This window comes from Rathayibacter sp. AY1B6, from assembly GCF_002932755.1.
Classification (GTDB): domain Bacteria; phylum Actinomycetota; class Actinomycetes; order Actinomycetales; family Microbacteriaceae; genus Rathayibacter.
The window spans coordinates 188,969-204,925 of sequence record NZ_PSWL01000001.1 but is presented as its reverse complement, the minus strand read 5'-3'; the positions used below and the strand labels follow the sequence as shown (position 1 = coordinate 204,925).

Sequence of the window (15,957 nt, the reverse complement as noted above, 5' to 3'; positions counted from 1 at the left end):
GCTCATGGGGGACCGTTCTCGAGGGGGGGAGGACGGTGGGGGGAGCCGTCGGTCCTGACGCTAGGGGAGCGGAGCCCCGGATGACCCCGAACGGGTGACCCCAGAACGGGCCGGTTGTCGGCGGAGCGGGAGAGTCCCGGGTCCGCCGACCGGCGGCCCAGTGTCCGCTCACTCCACCCGTCGTCTCAGCGGCCGGCCACCGGCACGATCCGCAGCCGGCTCATCGCCCAGACCAGTGCCCCCGACGCGAGGAACGCGACCGCGATCCCGACGACGAACACCGACACCTGCCCGTACCCGGTCGCGGGATCCAGGAACGGATAGGGCACCCAGCCGTCCGTCGCTCCGCGGACCAGCACCACGACGAGCCAGACGATCGGGTAGACCACGACCAGCCAGAGCCGCCGCCACGGCAGAGGCGGGCGATCGGCGAGCAGCAGCCAGTCGAGCAGGCCGTAGATCGGGAACAGCACGTGCATGACGGTGTTGGCCCACGGCAGCGCCACTCCGCCCGCGACATCGGTGAGGAGGGTGTTGTAGACGAGGCCGACGACGATGATGTAGCCGGTGAAGGCTCCGCGCGCCAGGACGAGTCCGCCCGGAACCGGACGGCGCCGGAGGGCGAGCACGGCGGTGACGGCCAGCAGGACGGCGAGCACGATGTTGCTCTGGATCGTGAAGAAGCCGAAGAAGTTGAACGGGTTCAGCGGCGTGCGCGAGGCGGTGTCGACGGCCGTCGCGATCACGGCGACGAGGACCGCGGCGGCGACGAGGAGGCGCAGGAGCGCGACCGGCACGCGGGCCGAGTCCGCCCGGGGGGAGGGGGAGGGCGGCGTCATCGCTCGAGCGTAGCGCTGGAGCGCCTAGCCTGTCCCCGTGCTCACGATCGGCGTCGACCTCGCAGCGGAGCCGGTGCGGACCGCTCTCGCCGCCCTCGAGTTCTCCGGAGGGCGGGCCGTCGTCCGCTCGCTCGCCCTCGGCGCCGAGGACGCGACGATCGTCGAGGCGTCACGGGAGGCGGCGGTCATCGGGATCGACTGCGCGTTCGGCTGGCCGGTGGAGTTCGCGGCGTTCGTCTCGGCCCACACCCGGCGGGAGGTCTCGCCGCGCACGCTCGCGGGCCGCGACTGGCGGCGCCGCCTCGCCTACCGCGAGACGGACCGTGTCGCGAAGGAGGTCACCGGGCGCTGGCCGCTCAGCGTGTCGACCGATCGGCTCGGGATGACGGCCATGCGCTGCGCGGAGCTGCTGGACGCCTTCGCCGCGAGCGGGGAGGACGTCGACCGCTCCGGACGCGGACGGCTCGTCGAGGCGTATCCGGCGGCGGCGCTGCGGCTCTGGGGAGTCGACACCACGGGGTACAAGACGCGACCGGAGGCCGTGGCGCTCGCCGTGGAGTCGCTGCTCCGCGCGGCGCCGTGGCTCGACGTCCCCGCACCTGCGCTCGCACTGATGCGCCGCTCGGACGACGCGTTCGACGCCGTCGTCGCGGCTCTCAACGCTCGCGCCCACGCGCTGGGCGCGACTCTGCCGGTGCCCCCCGAACTGCAGGAGGCGGCGGAGGCCGAGGGGTGGATCGCGGTCCCGACCGGATCGCTCGCGGAGCTCGAGAGCTGATCGGAGCCGTCTCGACGGGCGCGCTCAGGCGGGGATCTTCGCCCCCAGCAGGCCGGCGGCGACCTCGGCGGCCCGCTCGGCCTCCTCGACGGTCGAGAAGGGCCCGGTGGGGACGAGGGAGGGCGCGGTGGTCAGTCGGGCGTCGATCTCGAGTCGGAACCGGGGCAGCTCCGCCCCGGGAACGACGACGATCCTGACTCCGTTCCGGCTCCATCGCGCGGGTTGGATAGAAGAAATCTGTGTCATGGTGCTCTCCGCTTTCGCGATCATCCGCACGGGTGGCTGACGCCTCGACCGTGCACGATTCACGCTACGTCCGGTGCCGGTCTCTCCGAACGGGCTTGACCTCTCAGGCTCGTCGGGCGTAGCGGGTCACTGCAGCCGGTCGAGGGTGTCGCTGATCCGCCGCAGGCACTCGATGAGGACCGACACCTGCGCGGCGTCCAGGTCGGCGAGCACCTCGCCCTCGGCGGCGACGAGGTTGCGCATCGCCTCGTCGACCCGCTTCGTGCCCCGCGGGGTGAGCGAGACGATCTTGCTGCGCGAGTCCGCGGCGTTCTGCTCGCGGACCACGAGCCCGCGGGCGCCGAGGCGGTCGACGCGGCTGGCCAGGTTGCCGCTGGACAGCGCGAGGTGCGTGGCGAGGGCCGAGGGCGTCATCCCGGCCTCCCCGCGCTGCCGCAGCAGCGAGAGGAGCTCGAACTCCCACGGGGCGAGATCGCTGACGGCGAAGGACTGCCGCCGCACTTCCTGCACGCGCGGACTGAGGCGGCGGAGGCGGGAGACGACGTCCAGAGGCGCGAAATCGAGGTCGGGCAGGGCCCCGGCCCACGCGTCGATCACCAGATCGACATCGTCGTCTTCGCGCATGCCCCGATTATCCCCGGACGGCGCGGGCGCCGACGACGGGTGGCCCGGGGAGGCGGCCGGGCCTAGCCTGTGCGGACGACGGGCGAGGCGGTCAGGCGCGGGCGGCGCGGACGTAGGCGACGATCGCGTTCGCGTGGCCGTGACCCAGGCCGTGCTCGGTCGTGAGCCAGGTGACGACCTGCATGTGCGGCTCGGAGCGCAGACGCTCGTCGGCGAGGTCGAGCCAGTCCTGGACGGGACGGCCGTAGGTCTTCTCGATGCTCGGGAAGTACGAGGCCGGTCCCTTCGGCTTCGCGCCGTCTGCGGGCGGTTCGGGAGCGAGCACGCGGTCGGTCATGCGGTCACGATAGCGAGCCGCGGTCAGGTCGTGTAGGCCGAGGGGTCGAACCGGCCGAGCTCCTCGCGGAAGGCGAAGGCGAAGTCGGGCCAGAGCAGCGTGAGTCGCCGGTTGTCGTCCAGGTACCAGCTCTCGCAGCCGCCGTTGGTCCAGACGGTGTCGGCGCTGAGGGCGTCGAGGCGTGCGACGGAGGCGGCCTCGGCCTCGGCGGTGACCTCGAGCCGGTCGGCGCCGGAGACCGCGAGGTGGTCGAGCGCGGCGAGCACGTAGTCGATCTGCGTCTCGATCATGTGCACCGCCGAGTTGTGGCCGAGGCTCGCGTTGGGGCCGTTGACGACGAAGAGGCTCGGGAACCCGTGGACCGCGGTCGACTCGTACGCCGCCATGCCGTCGGACCAGCGGTCGGCGAGGAGGACGCCGCCGCGGCCGCGGATGCGCCGGGCGAAGGGCGGCCGCGTGGAGTGGAAGCCGGTCGCGAAGACGAGCACGTCGACCCCGTGCGGGACGCCGTCGTTGCCGAGCGCGGCATCCGCCTCGACGCGCCGGAGCGGACCGGGGACGACGCGGACGTGCGGCTGGGCGAGGGCGGGGTAGTAGTCGTCCGAGAGGAGCACGCGCTTGCAGCCGATCTCGTAGTCCGGAGTCAGCACGGCGCGGAGCGCGGGATCGGGGATCTGCTCCTCGAGGTGGCCGAGCGCCTCAGCCCGCAGCCGGTCGATGGCCTCGGGAACGGCGACGCGGCCGGCGAAGCCGAGCTCGGCGCGCCAGAACAGCTCCTCGCGGAGCCTCGTGAGGGCCCCGGGCGCGCGGGAGAGGGCTCGGCGCTCCTCCGGCGGGTACGGGCGGTTCCGGCGGGGGACGACGTACGGCGCCGAGCGCTGGAAGAGCACCACCTCGGCGGCGCGCTCGGCGAGGTGCGGCACGATCTGCACGGCCGAGGCGCCCGAGCCGACGATGCCCACGCGCTTCCCGTCGAGGTCGACGTCGTCCCGCCAGCGGGCGGAGTGGAAGGCGGGGCCCGTGAACGCGTCCAGGCCCGGGACGGCCGGGAGGCGGGGCTCGGAGAGGCGCCCCGCGCAGACGAGGAGGACGCCGGCGGAGTAGTCGCCCCGGGAGGTGCGCACCCGCCAGCGGTGCGCCTCCTCGTCGAAGACCGCCTCGAGCACCTCGGTCCCCAGCCGGAGCCGGGGCGCGAGGCCCTCCTTCTCGACGACGCGCTCGAGGTAGGCCTGGATCTCGGCCCCGGGGGCGTAGAACGCCGACCAGTCGGCCTCGGGGGCGAAGGAGTAGGAGTAGAGGTGCGAGGGGATGTCGCAGGAGACGCCCGGGTAGACGTTGTCCCGCCAGGTGCCGCCGATCCGCTCGGCGCGCTCCAGCACGACGAACGAGGTGCCGCCGCGGCGCTCCAGGCGGACCGCGGCTCCGAGGCCGGCGAACCCGGCGCCGATCACGACGACGTCGACGTCCATCAGACCGTGGTACTCGCCACGACGCTGCCCGCCGGGTCGCGGTGCGGGTCGGCGAGGAAGTGCTCGAGGACGGCGAGGAGCTCGGCGGGGCGCTCGGCGAGCACGGCGTGACCGGAGTCGAGGACGGCGTAGCGGGCGTCGTCGATCGCGCCGAGCAGGGCCTCGGCACCCTCGACGCCGACGACGGCATCGGCGGAGCAGCCGACCACGAGGGCGGGCACGCGGCAGTCCGAGGCGGCCGCGGAGGCGTCTGCCCGAGCGGAGGCGGCGAGCATCCCGGCGGCGTCGGCGCTCCACGGGGCGGAGGCGGTGGCCGAGCGGACGGCGAGGAGCCGAGCGGCCTCCTCCTGCGCGTCGGGCGGCAGCATCGGCCAGAGGCGCGCCGTGCGGAGGAGGCGCTCCGTCGGGCGCAGCCATCCGGCCACGAGGGCGAGGGCGCTCACCCGCCGGTCGCCCGCGGCGAGGGCCACAGCGGCTCCGAGAGAGTGGCCGATCAGGACGGCCTCCTCGGCGCCGAGCGCGTCCAGGGAGGCGCGCACCGCGGCGGGGCCGTTCAGCCACGGGTCGCCGAGGTCGGCGAGCTCGAGCGCGGCGACGCGGTGGCGCCGCGCCAGCATCGGCATCAGCAGCCCGGTGTCGCTCCGCGCGCCCCGGCCGACGCCGGTCAGCAGCAGCACGGCGCGCGGGCTCTCGGCACCCGCGGTCAGCAGCCTCACGGCGGCGCCGTCCGACTCGATCCGCTCCTCACGGACCAGCTCCGCCTGACGCCGCAGGTACTCCGAGCGGGTCATGACGCCCGGCGGGTCCCGCGGACCGGGAGGCGCATCCGCTGCGGACCCGCCGCTGCGACGGGCTCCACCCGCAGCGCCCGCTCCGCTGCGACCACGCCGTAGGTCGTGGTGCGCTGGCGCCAGCCGCGGCCGATCTCGCCGCTCAGCCGGGCGACGGTCGCGATGTCGAGCGAGCGGTAGGCCTCTGCTCCCGCCTCGGGGCGGAGGGCGCCGTCGAGCAGCAGGCCGCCGAGGTCGTCCGCCCCGCCGCGGAGGAGGACCTGCGCCGCGTGCAGTCCCAGCTTGGTCCAGGCGGTCTGCACGTGGGCGATCCGGCCGTGGAGGACGAGGCGTGCGACGGCGTGCACGGCACGGGTCTCGCGGAGGGTCGGACCGCCCCGGCTCGCGCGCACCACGGCGGGAGGCGCCTCCGCCGGGACGAAGGGCATCGCGATGAACTCGGTGAAGCCGCCCGTCTCGTCCTGGATCGCCGCGAGCGTGCGCAGGTGCGCGAGCTGCTGCTCGGGGGTCTCGACGTGTCCGTAGACCATGGTCGAGGTGGAGCGGAGGCCGCTGCGGTGCGCGGCCGTGATCGCCTCCCGCCACTCGGCCACCGTCGGGTCCGTCCCCTCGCTCAGGACGGCGCGGACGTCGTCGTCGAGGATGCGGGCGGCGGTCCCCGGAACGGAGTCCACGCCGGCCTCGCGGAGGGCGTCGAGCATCGCGGGCAGGGTGCGGCCGGTGCGGCGGGCGACCTCGAGGATCTCGCCGGGCCGGTAGGCGTGCAGGTGCAGCGCGGGCTGCCGCTGCTTCAGCGTGCGGACGATCAGCAGCAGATCGTCGCCCGGGTGCTCCGGTCCGATCGCGCCCTGGAGGCAGAGCTCGGTGGCGCCGAGCGCGACCGCCTCGTCGGCGAGCTCCTCCAGCCGCTCGACGGTGAGCCCGCCCGCTCCCCAGAGGGACGTGTCGATGTTGCGGTTGACGACGACCGAGACCTCGTCGCCGGCGGCGTCGTGCCGCAGGTCGTCCGCCAGAGCGGAGAGGGCGTCGAGGTCGTCGCCGTCGGCTGCGAGCAGGGCGAGGTAGTCGGCGTCCTCGAGACCGGCGGGGTCCGCCTCAGCCCGGGCGAGCACGGCGCCGAGGGCGGGCGCGACCGGTCGGGGCAGGGCGTCGAGCGAGTCGCGGTAGGGCCGGGGGAGGACCGGTGCCGCCTCGTCGGCGAGCCAGGTCCCGCGGTCGGCGAGCGCCTCGACGTAGGGAGCGACGCGCGGATCGATCCAGGTGGCCGAGTCGCGGAGGTACTGCGGGTGCGCGGTCAGCCGCTCGTGCAGCCGGTAGCCGGCGGCCGCGGTGAGCCGCGCGAGGTCGTCGATGTTCGGCCAGGGGCGCTCCGGATTCACGTGATCGGCCGTGAGCGGGCTGACGCCGCCCCAGTCGTCGACCCCGGCGCGCAGCAGCAGCCCGAGCTCCTGCTCGTCGGTGAGGTTCGGCGGTGCCTGGATCGTCGCGTCGGCGCCGAGCACGAGGCGCGCGACCGCGACGTTGGCCACGTACTCCTGCAGCTCGAGATCGACCTCGTTCTGCATGGCCGTCCGCGGCTTCGCGCGGAAGTTCTGGACGATGCACTCCTGCACGTGGCCCCAGCGCTCGTGGGACTCGCGGATCGCGAAGAGGGCGTCCGCCCGCTCGGCGGCGTTCTCGCCGATGCCCAGCAGCACACCCGTGGTGAAGGGGATGCGGCTGCGGCCCGCGTCCTCGAGCACGCGCAGGCGCAGGGCCGGGTCCTTGTCCGGCGAGCCGTAGTGCACGCCGCCCTTCTCGGACCAGAGGCGCTCGGCGGTCGTCTCGAGCATCATGCCCATCGAGGGCGCGACCGGGCGGAGCCGCTGCAGCTCGGCCCACGACATCACGCCGGGGTTCAGGTGCGTGACCATGCCCGTCTCGCTCATCACCAGGACGGCCATCGCGCGCACGTACTCCAGCGTCGAGGCGTAGCCGTGCTCGGCGAGCCAGGCGCGGGCGACCGGCCACCGGTCCTCCGGGCGGTCGCCGAGAGTGAAGAGGGCCTCCTTGCAGCCGAGCGCGGCACCGGCCCGAGCGACCTCGAGGATCTCCTCCGGCTCCATGAAGGTCGATTCGCGCTTGGCCGCGAGTCCGCCGGGCGTCTCCACGAAGACGCAGTAGTGGCACCGGTCGCGGCAGAGCTTGGTCAGCGGGACGAAGACCTTCCGCGAGTAGGTGACGACGCCGGGCCGTCCGCGGCGGGCGAGTCCGTCGTCGCGCAGGCGGCCGGCGGCCTCCAGCAGCAGGTCGAGGTCGTCGTCGCGCGCGCCGAGGAGCGCTTCGGCGCTCTCGCGCGTCAGCGCCTCGCCGCGGTCGAGCCGGGCGAGCAGGGTGGCCGTGGTCATGCGGGAGCGGCCCTTCCGAAGGGGGTCGTGGCGGAGGCGGGAGGTCAGAGCGCGCGCAGCCGCGGCGCGAGGTCGCGCTCGAAGGCGTCGAAGAAGCGCTGCTGGTCGTCGCCCGGGGCGTGGAAGACCAGGTGAGTGAAGCCCGCGTCGACGTAGGGCTTGATCTGCGCGACCGTCTCCTCGGGGTCGGAGCCGACGATCCAGCGCTTCGCGACCTGCTCGATCGGCAGCTCGTCGGCTGCGCGCTCCATGTCGACCGGATCGGTCAGCGAGTGCTTCTGCTCCGGCGACAGCGAGAGCGGCGCCCAGAAGCGCGTGTTCTCGAGGGCGAGCGCCGGATCGGGGTCGTAGGAGAGCTTGATCTCGATCATGCGGTCGATGGTCGAGGAGTCGCGATCGGCCGCGGCGGCGCCCTCCTCGACGGCGGGGAGCAGCTTCTCGGTGTAGAGCTCCATGCCCTTGCCCGACGTGCAGATGAAGCCGTCGCCGGCCCGGCCGGCGTACTTGGCGACGACGGGGCCGCCCGCCGCGATGTAGACCGGCACGCCGCTCTCGGGCTTGTCGTAGATCGACGCCTCGTGCGTGGAGTAGTACTCGCCGTCGAACGTGACGCGGTCGCCGGCCCAGAGCGCGCGCATCAGCCGCACGGCCTCGCGGAGCCGGGCGAAGCGCTCCTTGAAGTCGGGCCAGGTCTGCTCGCCCGCGCCCTGGTAGCCGGTGGCGACCTCGTTCAGCGCCTCGCCGGTACCGACGCCGAGCATGATCCGCTCAGGGTAGAGCACGCCGAGCGTGCCGAAGGCCTGGGCGATGACGGCCGGGTTGTAGCGGTAGTGCGGGGTCATCACGGAGGTGCCGAGGGTGATGGTGGAGGTGCGCTCACCGGCCGCGGCGAGCCAGGCGAGGGAGAACGGCGCGTGCCCGCCCGTGTGCCGCCACGGCTGGAAGTGGTCCGAGACGACCGCGGTCTCGAAGCCGTGCCGCTCGGCGCCGACCGCGAGCTCGACGAGCTCCCGGGCGCCGAACTGCTCCGCCGATGCCTTGTACCCGAGCGTGATCGTCATCTGCAGCCTTCGTGAGAGAGGGGACGGCCCCCGGAGCGGGAGCGGCCTCTCCATTGTGCGCCTGCCGCGGCGGCCGGCGGGACGGGTGGACGCACCCGGGGGAGGCGTGCCCCGATCCCGGGCTGGGGAGGAGCGTCAGGCGGGCGGAGCGGCGATGTTCACCATCCAGCCGACGCCGTAGCGGTCGACCAGCATCCCGAAGCGGTCGCCCCAGGGCGAGGCGACCAGCGGCTCGAGGACCGTGCCGCCCTCGGCCAGGCCGTCCCAGTAGCCGCTCAGCTCGGCGTCGTTGTCGCCGAAGAGCGCGATCGTGATGCGGGCGCCGCTCTCGGCCGGGCCCGCGGAGGGGGAGTCGGAGCCCATCAGGATCATGCCGCTCGGCGTGACGAGCTGGGCGTGCATGATCCGGTCCTGGTCGGCCGGATCCGCGCTCATCCCGAAGTCGCCGAAACGGCTGGAGCTGAGCTCGCCGCCGAGCACGTCCCGGTAGAACTCCATCGCCTCCTGAGCGGAGCCGTCGAAGCCGATGTAGGGGCTCAGTGAAGTGGGCACGGCACGCCTTTCGGTCGAGGTGCGCCCAGTATCTCCGCGTCCCGACGCGAGCACCAGGGGCGTCCTGCAGAAAGTCCGCCCCCGGTCCTCAGAGCTCGTCGCGGGTGGGCGGGTTAGCGCCGGAGCGGGAGGTCGTGATGCCGGCGACGTGTGCGGCGTGGCGGCCGATCGCGTGCAGGGCGGGGCCGTCGAGCAGCATCCCGTTCGCCGCGCCGAGGCCCTGGCGGAGCGCCTCGTCGAGGATCGCGCCCATCGCGGAGTCGCCGGCGCCGATCGTGTCGGCCACCACGATCCGCGCGGCGGGCACGGTCACCCGCGTGACGGCGGAGGCCAGCAGCAGTCCCTCCGCGCCGCGCGTGACGACCGCGAGCTGCGACCCGAGGGAGAGCAGTCGGCTGAGGACCTCGTCGAGCTGCATGGTCGGGTAGAGCCACTCCGCGTCCTCGTCGCTGAGCTTCACGACCTCGCACGCGGCGGCGATCCGCTCGAAGCGCGCGAGCGCCTCGGCATGAGCGCCGACCAGCGCCGGGCGGATGTTCGCGTCGACGCTCGCCGTCACTCCGGCGGGCAGCGCCTCGAGGAGCTCGAGCACGGCGGATCCGCCCGGCTCGAGGAAGATCGCGATCGAGCCGGTGTGGACGTGGGAGGCGCCCTCCGGGTCCGCGGCGGGCGGGTTCCAGGAGAGGTCGAAGACGTAGCGGGCGGATCCGTCTGCGGCGAGGACCGCCCGAGCGGTGCTGGTGCGCTCCGCGCCGCCGTGCTGGACCTCCACTCCGGAAGCCTCGAGGTGGGCGCGGATGCGGCGGCCGCGCTCGTCGTCGGCGATGTCGGTGACGAGGGTCACGGGCCGCCCGAGGCGGGCGAGCGTGAGGGCGACGTTGGCCGGGGAGCCGCCGACGTGCTCCGTGGCGCTGCCGTCGCGCTCGACGATGTCGATCAGCGCCTCGCCGATGACCAGGGTTCGGGAAGCCGGGCTGACGCGCTCGTCGGTGAAGGACATGCCGACATCATGCCGGGTGACGGGGTCGCCCCGCGACGCGCGGGGACGACCGGCGGAGGAGGCTCGCGTCCCGCCCGCGGTCTCAGACCCGGTCGCGGAGGTCCGCCAGCACCGCGTCCACGGTCGTGATCTCGATCAGCGGCGCGTACAGGGCCATCGCGTCGAGCGCGCGGTGGTGGTCGGCCTCGGAGGCACCGGCGCAGGCGTCCGCGGCGACCCTGACCCGGACTCCGGCGTCCGCTGCCGCCAGCGCGGTCGAGAGCACGCAGCAGTCGGTCGAGACGCCGGTGAGCACGAGCTCGCGGGAGTCGTCCAGTTCCGCCTCGAGCTCGGGCCCCCACTTGCCGAAGGTCGTCGCGGTGATCGTGCGGTGGCCCTCGAACCCGTCCACGAGCGCGAAGAGCCGGTCGCTCGCGGGGACGAGCGCGAACGGCCACTCGCGGTAGTACGGGATCCACGCGCCCGCGGGCCGCTCCGGGGCGACGAAGCGGGTGGTCACGACCCGCGCGCCGAACGCCGGGAGGAGCCGGCGGGTCCCCTCGGCCGCGCGCTCGAACCCGCCGGACCCCCACGGCGACTCCGCATCGGCGAAGACGTGCTGCAGGTCGATCGCGACGAGCAGGCTCACGCCGAGGCCTCCTGACGGCGGACGGTCCCGCGCGAGAGCGCGAGTGTTCCCGCGAAGCCGATCACGAGCGCCACGAGGACGCCGAGGTTCGCGCCTGCCCAATCGCCGTCGCGTCCGCCGAGCGGGCCGAGGAGGTAGCCCTCCCACTCGAACCCGGGGGAGTAGTTGACCACCAGACCCCAGCCGACGACCGCGCCGATCAGCACGAGCGCCACGGGGACCGCCGAGACGCTGCCGTAGCGGCCGCGGGAGTCGTAGAGAGCCTCCTGGTCGTAGTCGCGGCGACGGAGGAGGAGGTCGGCGAGGAACACGCCGAGCCAGGCCGCGATCGGCACGCCGAGGGTGATCAGGAAGCCCTGGAACGGGCCGAGGAAGTCGCCCGCGACGAACACGACGTAGACCGCTCCGAGGACCATCAGCACGCCGTCGATCCCGGCGGCCACCGGCCGGGAGACCCTGAGCCCCGTGCTGAGCAGCGCCAGTCCCGAGGAGTAGATGTCCATCACGGCCCCGCCGATCAGGCCGAGCAGCGCGACGACGATGAAGGGGAGCAGGAACCAGGTCGGCAGGATCCCGGCGAGCGCTCCGATCGGGTCCGCGGCGATCGCGTCCGACAGCTCCTGCGAGGAGCCGGCCAGCAGCAGGCCGACGACGACCAGCACGACGGGGGCGACCGCGCCGCCGATCGTCGTCCAGGCGATCACTCCGCTCGTGCGGGCGCCGCGGGGGAGGTAGCGGGAGTAGTCGGCCGCGGCGTTCACCCAGCCCAGCCCGAAGCCGGTCATCATGAACACGAGCCCGCCGATGACCGCGGCGGCCGAGCCCGCGGGCAGGGCGCCGACGGCCGCGAGGTCGATCCGGTCGAGGACGAGCACGACGTAGACCACGGTCAGCACGGCGGTGGCGACGGTGATCGCGAGCTGGAGCCGCATGATCAGGCGGAAGCCGGCGATCCCGGCGATGACGATGAGCGCGGCGACCACGATCAGTGCGACCACCTTGGTGAGCACGCCCCCGTCCCAGCCGAACTCCTCGAACACCGTCGCGGTCGCGAGCACCGCGAGGGAGGCCAGCACCGTCTCCCAGCCCACCGTGAGAAGCCAGGAGATCACCGAGATCAGGCGGTTGCCGTCGACTCCGAAGGCCGCCCGGCTGAGCACCATGGTGGGGGCGGAGCCGCGCTTGCCGGCGACGGCGACCAGGCCGCAGAAGAGGAACGAGACGACGATCCCGATCACGCTGACGAGCGTCGCCTGCCCGAAGGAGAGGCCGAAGCCGAGGAGGAAGGAGCCGTAGCTCAGCCCCAGCACGGACACGTTCGCGGCGAACCACGGCCAGAACAGGTCGCGCGGGCGGCCGTGCCGCTCCGACTCCTGGATCGTGTCGAGGCCGTTGAGCTCGATGCCGCCGGCGGGGCGGGTGCTCGGACGATCGGGGGAGGTCATCGCGTCCTCGTTCTCACGGGTGCCGGCCCTGCGCCGGAGCTGTGACGAACCTACAGCGCCCCGCGCTCGAACAGCAGCCGGAGCGATTCGAGGTCGTCCGCCACCCGCGCGCAGTCCTCGTCCCAGTCGTCCAGGCTCATTCCGGGGCGCCGCCGCACGGTGAAGGCCACCTCGGCGCCGTCCCCGTTCACGAGCACCCGGAGCGGATTGTCCACCACCGTCCCGTCGGGGAGGGTGACCTCGTGGTCCGCGACGCCGAACGGGTTCTGCGGGGCGAAGCGCACCTCGACCCGTCCCATCGGCGAGTCGGCGAACCAGCGTCCGTCGACCTGCTCGAGCGCGGAGGAGGCGAGGCCCGCGGCCCACCGCGGGAGGTTCGCCGGGTCGGAGACGAAGGCGTACACCTCCGCTGCCGGAGCCTCGATCACGACACCCACGGGGCGCGACTCGTACAGGGTCATCCGCTCGTCCTTCCTCTGCAGCCGGTCAGTGCTCGTCGCCGAAGCTGGCGACCAGCAGCGCGGCGAGCGCCGTCCGCTCCAGCATGCCCTCGATGCCGATCGCCTCGCTGCGTGCGTGCGCCCCCTCGCCCGGGGCTCCGAGCCCGTCGAGGACCGGCAGGCCCAGCGCGGCGACGAGGTTGCCGTCGCTCGCTCCGCCGACCGCGATCTCGCGGAGAGGGACGTCGATCCGCTTCGCGACCCGCTCGGCTCTGCGGTAGAGCGCGGCGACGGAGGCTGTCCGCTCGAAGACGGGGCGCTCCCAGGAGCCGCGCACCTCCAGCCGGATGCGCGGGTCGGCGGCGGCGAGCGCGTCGAGCTCGGCCTCGACGCGGGCGGCCTCGGCCGACCCGCGGATCCGCGCCTCCAGCTCCAGGCGCACGCGGGCCGTCGTCACATTGACCCGCGAGCCGCCGGAGACCACTCCGATGTTGACCGAGGTGCCCTCCTCCTCCCGCGCGATCGCCAGCACCCGCGGGATCAGCGAGCCGAGCTCGTGGATCGCGCTCGCCCCCTTCTCCGGCTCGACCCCGGCGTGCGCCTCGACGCCGACCACGTCGATCACGAAGCGCCCGATGCCCTTGCGCGCCGTCTTGACCGCGTCTCCGATCGCGCCCTCGAACACCAGGACCGCGTCGGCGCCCGTGCACTGCCGCTCCAGGAACGGGCGGGAGGCGGCGCTGCCGATCTCCTCGTCCCCGCTCATCACCAGGCGGACGGCCGGATGCGCAACGCCGGCGTGGCGGAGCGCGGCCACCAGCCACACCATCTGCACCAGCCCGGCCTTCATGTCGTAGCTGCCCGGCCCGCTCAGGCGGTCGCCGTCGACGGCGAAGGGCCAGGAGCGGGTCGTGCCCAGGGGCCACACCGTGTCGTAGTGGCCGAGCAGCGCCACGAACGGACGCGTGCCCCGGTGCGGTCTCGCGCCGCCGCTCGCCGGGACGGTCCAGCTGGTCGCGGTCGGCGCGTCCTGCGCCCGCTGGTGCTGCACGTCGGCGTCGTGTCCGAGCCGCTCGCCCACCCAGTGCACCAGGAACGCGTGCAGCTCGCCGAGCGCCTCGAGGGAGTCGCTGGGGCTCTCGATCATCACGAGGTGCCGGACGTCGTCGAGCATCCGCGAGCGGTTGTCGCGGAGGAAGGAGCGCACGCGGGCGGCGTCGTCGGCATCGGGGAAGGTCATCGACTCCGGAGTACCAGAGAGCGGCCGCTCGCGCGAACCGGCTGAACCGTTCGGGCCCCCGTTACGTTGGTGCAGGAAGAGGTGGAGATGTCCGAGGATCAGGCCCAGATGCTGCGTGCGCTGCACGACGAGCACGCCAGCGCGCTCTGGCGGTTCGTGCTGCGCCTGACCGGCGACCGCCAGATGGCGGAGGACGTCGTGCAGGAGGCGCTGCTGCGCGCCTGGAGGCACCCCGAGATCCTCGCCCAGGGCGAGGGCGCCGCCCGCTCCTGGCTCTACACCGTGGCCCGGAACCTCGTCATCGACGACCGCCGCAGCGCCCGCTACGCCAGGGAGCTGGGCACGGACGAGGTCCCTGAGCGCCCCACCGCCGACCGCACCGACCAGGTGCTCGACGCCTGGCTGCTCTCGGACGCGCTCAGCGGACTGAGCCACGACCACCGCGCCGTCATCGTGCACGCCTACTACGGCGGCCGCACGGTCACCGAGATCGCCGCGCTGCTGGGGATCGCCCCGGGCACCGTCAAGTCGCGGATGCACTACGGGATGCGGGCCCTCAAGCTCGCGCTGCAGGAGCGGGGGGTGACGGAGCTGTGAGCCACGACCCCTCCTCGGACGACCGGCACGACGACCCCTTCCGCGACTGGGACGCCGCGTACCTCCTCGGATCCCTCACCGCCGCCGACCGCCGCGAGTACGAGCTGCACCTGCGCGCCTGCCCCGGCTGCCGCGAGGCCCTCGCCGAGTTCGTCCCGCTGCCGGGCCTGCTGGCCCACCTGCCCCAGGACGAGGCGATGCGCCTGGTCGAGGAGCCGGAGGCGGCGGGCGACCCGGCTCCGGCGGCACTGCTGACCCGCCTCGCCGCGGCCACCGACTCCGTCCGCCGCCGCACCCGGCTGCGCATCGCGGGCCTGGTGCTCGCCGCCGCGGGCGTCTCGGCCGCCGCCGCCGTCGCCCTGCCGCTCGCGATCGGCCCGTCGCTCGCCCCCGTCGAGACCGTCGGCTCGACGGTCCCGCTCGCCGCCGCTCCGGGCGTCCCCGTCGAGGCCTCCGTGCGGTTCGTCCCGCAGCAGTGGGGCACGCGGATCGACATGGACTGCAGCTGGGCCGACACGGCCGAGCAGTACGCAGGCTCGGCCGGATACGTCCTCTACGTCACGGACACCTCCGGCGGCACCGAGGCCGTCGGTTCGTGGACGAGTGCGCCGGGCACGACGATGGAGCCCAGTCTCGCCACCGGGCTGCCACTGTCCGAGATCGCCTCGGTCGAGGTGCGGCTGCAGGACTCCGACACGGTCGTGCTCACCGGCCGCCCCTGAGCGCGCCGCCGGATTCCCAGGTGCGCGCTCGACGGACTGAGTAGCTTCTCAGTCATGACGATCGCGACCCTCGCCCTCGCCCCCGCCTCCGTGGCGACCGCCTCCTCCTCCGACAGCATCGATGAGCTCTCCGGGCTCGTCGGCGTCGCCGCGCGGGTGATCGCCGCGCTCGGAGAGGCGGGCGTCGGTCTGCTGACGCTGATCGAGACGGTGTTCCCGCCGATCCCGAGCGAGCTCGTGCTGCCGCTGGCCGGCTTCCTCGCCCAGCAGGGCCGGATGAACCTGGTACTCGTCGTGATCACGGCGACTCTCGGCGCCTACCTCGGCGGCCTGATCCTCTACGCGCTCGGCCACCGCATCGGCACGGAGCGCTCGATCCGCCTGCTCTCCAAGCTCCCGCTGGTCGATCGCGAGGACTTCGAGAAGGCGGTCGGCTGGTTCCGCCGGCACGGCACCTGGGCGGTCCTCTTCGGGCGCCTCATCCCGGGCGTGCGCAGCCTCATCTCGCTCCCCGCGGGGGCCGAGCGGATGAACCTCCTGCTGTTCTCGGGACTGACGATCCTCGGCTCCGGCGTCTGGAACGGCCTGCTGATCGGCCTCGGCGCGGCCCTCGGCACGCAGTACGAGCTCGTCGACCAGTACGCGGGCGTGCTCGACGCGATCATCTACAGCGCGTTCGGCGTGCTGCTGCTCGCGCTCGTGGTGCGCAGCGTGCGGCGGCACCGTGCCGCGGCGCGCACCGGATCGCGCCACTGACCTGCGCCCTCGGGCGGGCGGGCGCAAGGCCCCGCGGCACCCCGC

General features: G+C 73.8%; 18 protein-coding genes. 4 read left to right on the top strand and 14 right to left on the bottom strand.

Going from position 1 to position 15,957, the window contains the following annotated elements; genetic code table 11:
* Positions 1-185 precede the first annotated feature (185 nt).
* Positions 186-839, bottom strand: coding sequence for a Pr6Pr family membrane protein (locus C5D08_RS00970; protein ID WP_104275402.1), 654 nt, complete (start codon positions 837-839; stop codon positions 186-188).
* Positions 840-876: 37 nt separating this feature from the next.
* On the opposite strand from C5D08_RS00970, the gene C5D08_RS00965 reads away from it, so the two are divergent.
* On the top strand, positions 877-1,617 hold the full coding sequence (locus C5D08_RS00965; RefSeq protein WP_104275401.1) for a DUF429 domain-containing protein: 741 nt from the start codon (positions 877-879) through the stop codon (positions 1,615-1,617).
* A gap of 24 nt (positions 1,618-1,641) precedes the next feature.
* Here C5D08_RS00965 and C5D08_RS00960 read toward each other — a convergent pair whose 3' ends face one another.
* From C5D08_RS00960 to C5D08_RS00900, 13 genes are all read right to left on the bottom strand, one after another.
* Positions 1,642-1,863, bottom strand: a complete 222-nt coding sequence (locus C5D08_RS00960; RefSeq protein ID WP_146076606.1) for a hypothetical protein — start codon at positions 1,861-1,863, stop codon at positions 1,642-1,644.
* Positions 1,864-1,989: 126 nt separating this feature from the next.
* On the bottom strand, positions 1,990-2,487 hold the full coding sequence (locus tag C5D08_RS00955) for a MarR family winged helix-turn-helix transcriptional regulator (RefSeq protein ID WP_104275400.1): 498 nt from the start codon (positions 2,485-2,487) through the stop codon (positions 1,990-1,992).
* 91 nt (positions 2,488-2,578) lie between these two features.
* Positions 2,579-2,824: a DUF4287 domain-containing protein gene (locus C5D08_RS00950; protein ID WP_104275399.1), complete on the bottom strand. Its 246-nt coding sequence runs from the start codon at positions 2,822-2,824 to the stop codon at positions 2,579-2,581.
* A gap of 23 nt (positions 2,825-2,847) precedes the next feature.
* The gene (locus C5D08_RS00945; protein ID WP_104275398.1) at positions 2,848-4,293 is read right to left on the bottom strand and encodes an NAD(P)/FAD-dependent oxidoreductase; all 1,446 of its coding nucleotides are present in this window, start codon (positions 4,291-4,293) and stop codon (positions 2,848-2,850) included.
* Positions 4,293-5,084 carry an alpha/beta fold hydrolase gene (locus C5D08_RS00940; RefSeq protein ID WP_104275397.1) on the bottom strand — a complete coding sequence of 264 codons (792 nt, stop codon included), beginning with the start codon at positions 5,082-5,084 and terminating at the stop codon, positions 4,293-4,295. Before C5D08_RS00940 ends, C5D08_RS00945 begins: the two co-directional genes overlap by 1 nt.
* Entirely contained in the window at positions 5,081-7,471 is a 2,391-nt protein-coding gene (gene cofG / locus C5D08_RS00935; protein WP_104275396.1) for a 7,8-didemethyl-8-hydroxy-5-deazariboflavin synthase CofG, read from the bottom strand. Before cofG ends, C5D08_RS00940 begins: the two co-directional genes overlap by 4 nt.
* Positions 7,472-7,515: 44 nt before the next feature.
* Positions 7,516-8,532, bottom strand: coding sequence for a glucose-6-phosphate dehydrogenase (coenzyme-F420) (gene fgd / locus C5D08_RS00930; RefSeq protein ID WP_181067747.1), 1,017 nt, complete (start codon positions 8,530-8,532; stop codon positions 7,516-7,518).
* Between the two features lie 135 nt (positions 8,533-8,667).
* A complete protein-coding gene (locus C5D08_RS00925; protein ID WP_104275395.1) occupies positions 8,668-9,084 on the bottom strand; it encodes a VOC family protein in 417 nt (138 codons plus the stop codon).
* An 88-nt stretch (positions 9,085-9,172) separates the two neighbouring features.
* Positions 9,173-10,084 (bottom strand): carbohydrate kinase, encoded by a 912-nt coding sequence (locus C5D08_RS00920; protein ID WP_104275394.1) that lies wholly within the window; start codon positions 10,082-10,084, stop codon positions 9,173-9,175.
* Between the two features lie 82 nt (positions 10,085-10,166).
* The gene (locus tag C5D08_RS00915) at positions 10,167-10,712 is read right to left on the bottom strand and encodes a cysteine hydrolase family protein (protein ID WP_104275393.1); all 546 of its coding nucleotides are present in this window, start codon (positions 10,710-10,712) and stop codon (positions 10,167-10,169) included.
* Positions 10,709-12,157, bottom strand: a complete 1,449-nt coding sequence (locus tag C5D08_RS00910; RefSeq protein ID WP_104275392.1) for a cytosine permease — start codon at positions 12,155-12,157, stop codon at positions 10,709-10,711. The genes C5D08_RS00915 and C5D08_RS00910 overlap by 4 nt, the downstream gene beginning before the upstream one ends.
* A 50-nt stretch (positions 12,158-12,207) precedes the next feature.
* The gene (locus C5D08_RS00905) at positions 12,208-12,618 is read right to left on the bottom strand and encodes an SRPBCC family protein (protein ID WP_104249452.1); all 411 of its coding nucleotides are present in this window, start codon (positions 12,616-12,618) and stop codon (positions 12,208-12,210) included.
* A gap of 25 nt (positions 12,619-12,643) precedes the next feature.
* Positions 12,644-13,837 (bottom strand): M20/M25/M40 family metallo-hydrolase, encoded by a 1,194-nt coding sequence (locus tag C5D08_RS00900; RefSeq protein ID WP_104275391.1) that lies wholly within the window; start codon positions 13,835-13,837, stop codon positions 12,644-12,646.
* Between the two features lie 87 nt (positions 13,838-13,924).
* Here C5D08_RS00900 and C5D08_RS00895 point away from each other — a divergent pair, with 87 nt between their 5' ends.
* From C5D08_RS00895 to C5D08_RS00885, 3 genes are read left to right on the top strand one after another with little or no spacing between them, the layout of a single operon-like run.
* Complete coding sequence (locus C5D08_RS00895) at positions 13,925-14,434, top strand: sigma-70 family RNA polymerase sigma factor (RefSeq protein ID WP_104275390.1); 510 nt, start codon at positions 13,925-13,927, stop codon at positions 14,432-14,434.
* Entirely contained in the window at positions 14,431-15,156 is a 726-nt protein-coding gene (locus C5D08_RS00890; RefSeq protein WP_104275389.1) for an anti-sigma factor, read from the top strand. The genes C5D08_RS00895 and C5D08_RS00890 overlap by 4 nt, the downstream gene beginning before the upstream one ends.
* Before the next feature lie 54 nt (positions 15,157-15,210).
* Positions 15,211-15,912, top strand: a complete 702-nt coding sequence (locus tag C5D08_RS00885) for a DedA family protein (protein WP_104275388.1) — start codon at positions 15,211-15,213, stop codon at positions 15,910-15,912.
* Positions 15,913-15,957: the final 45 nt, after the last annotated feature.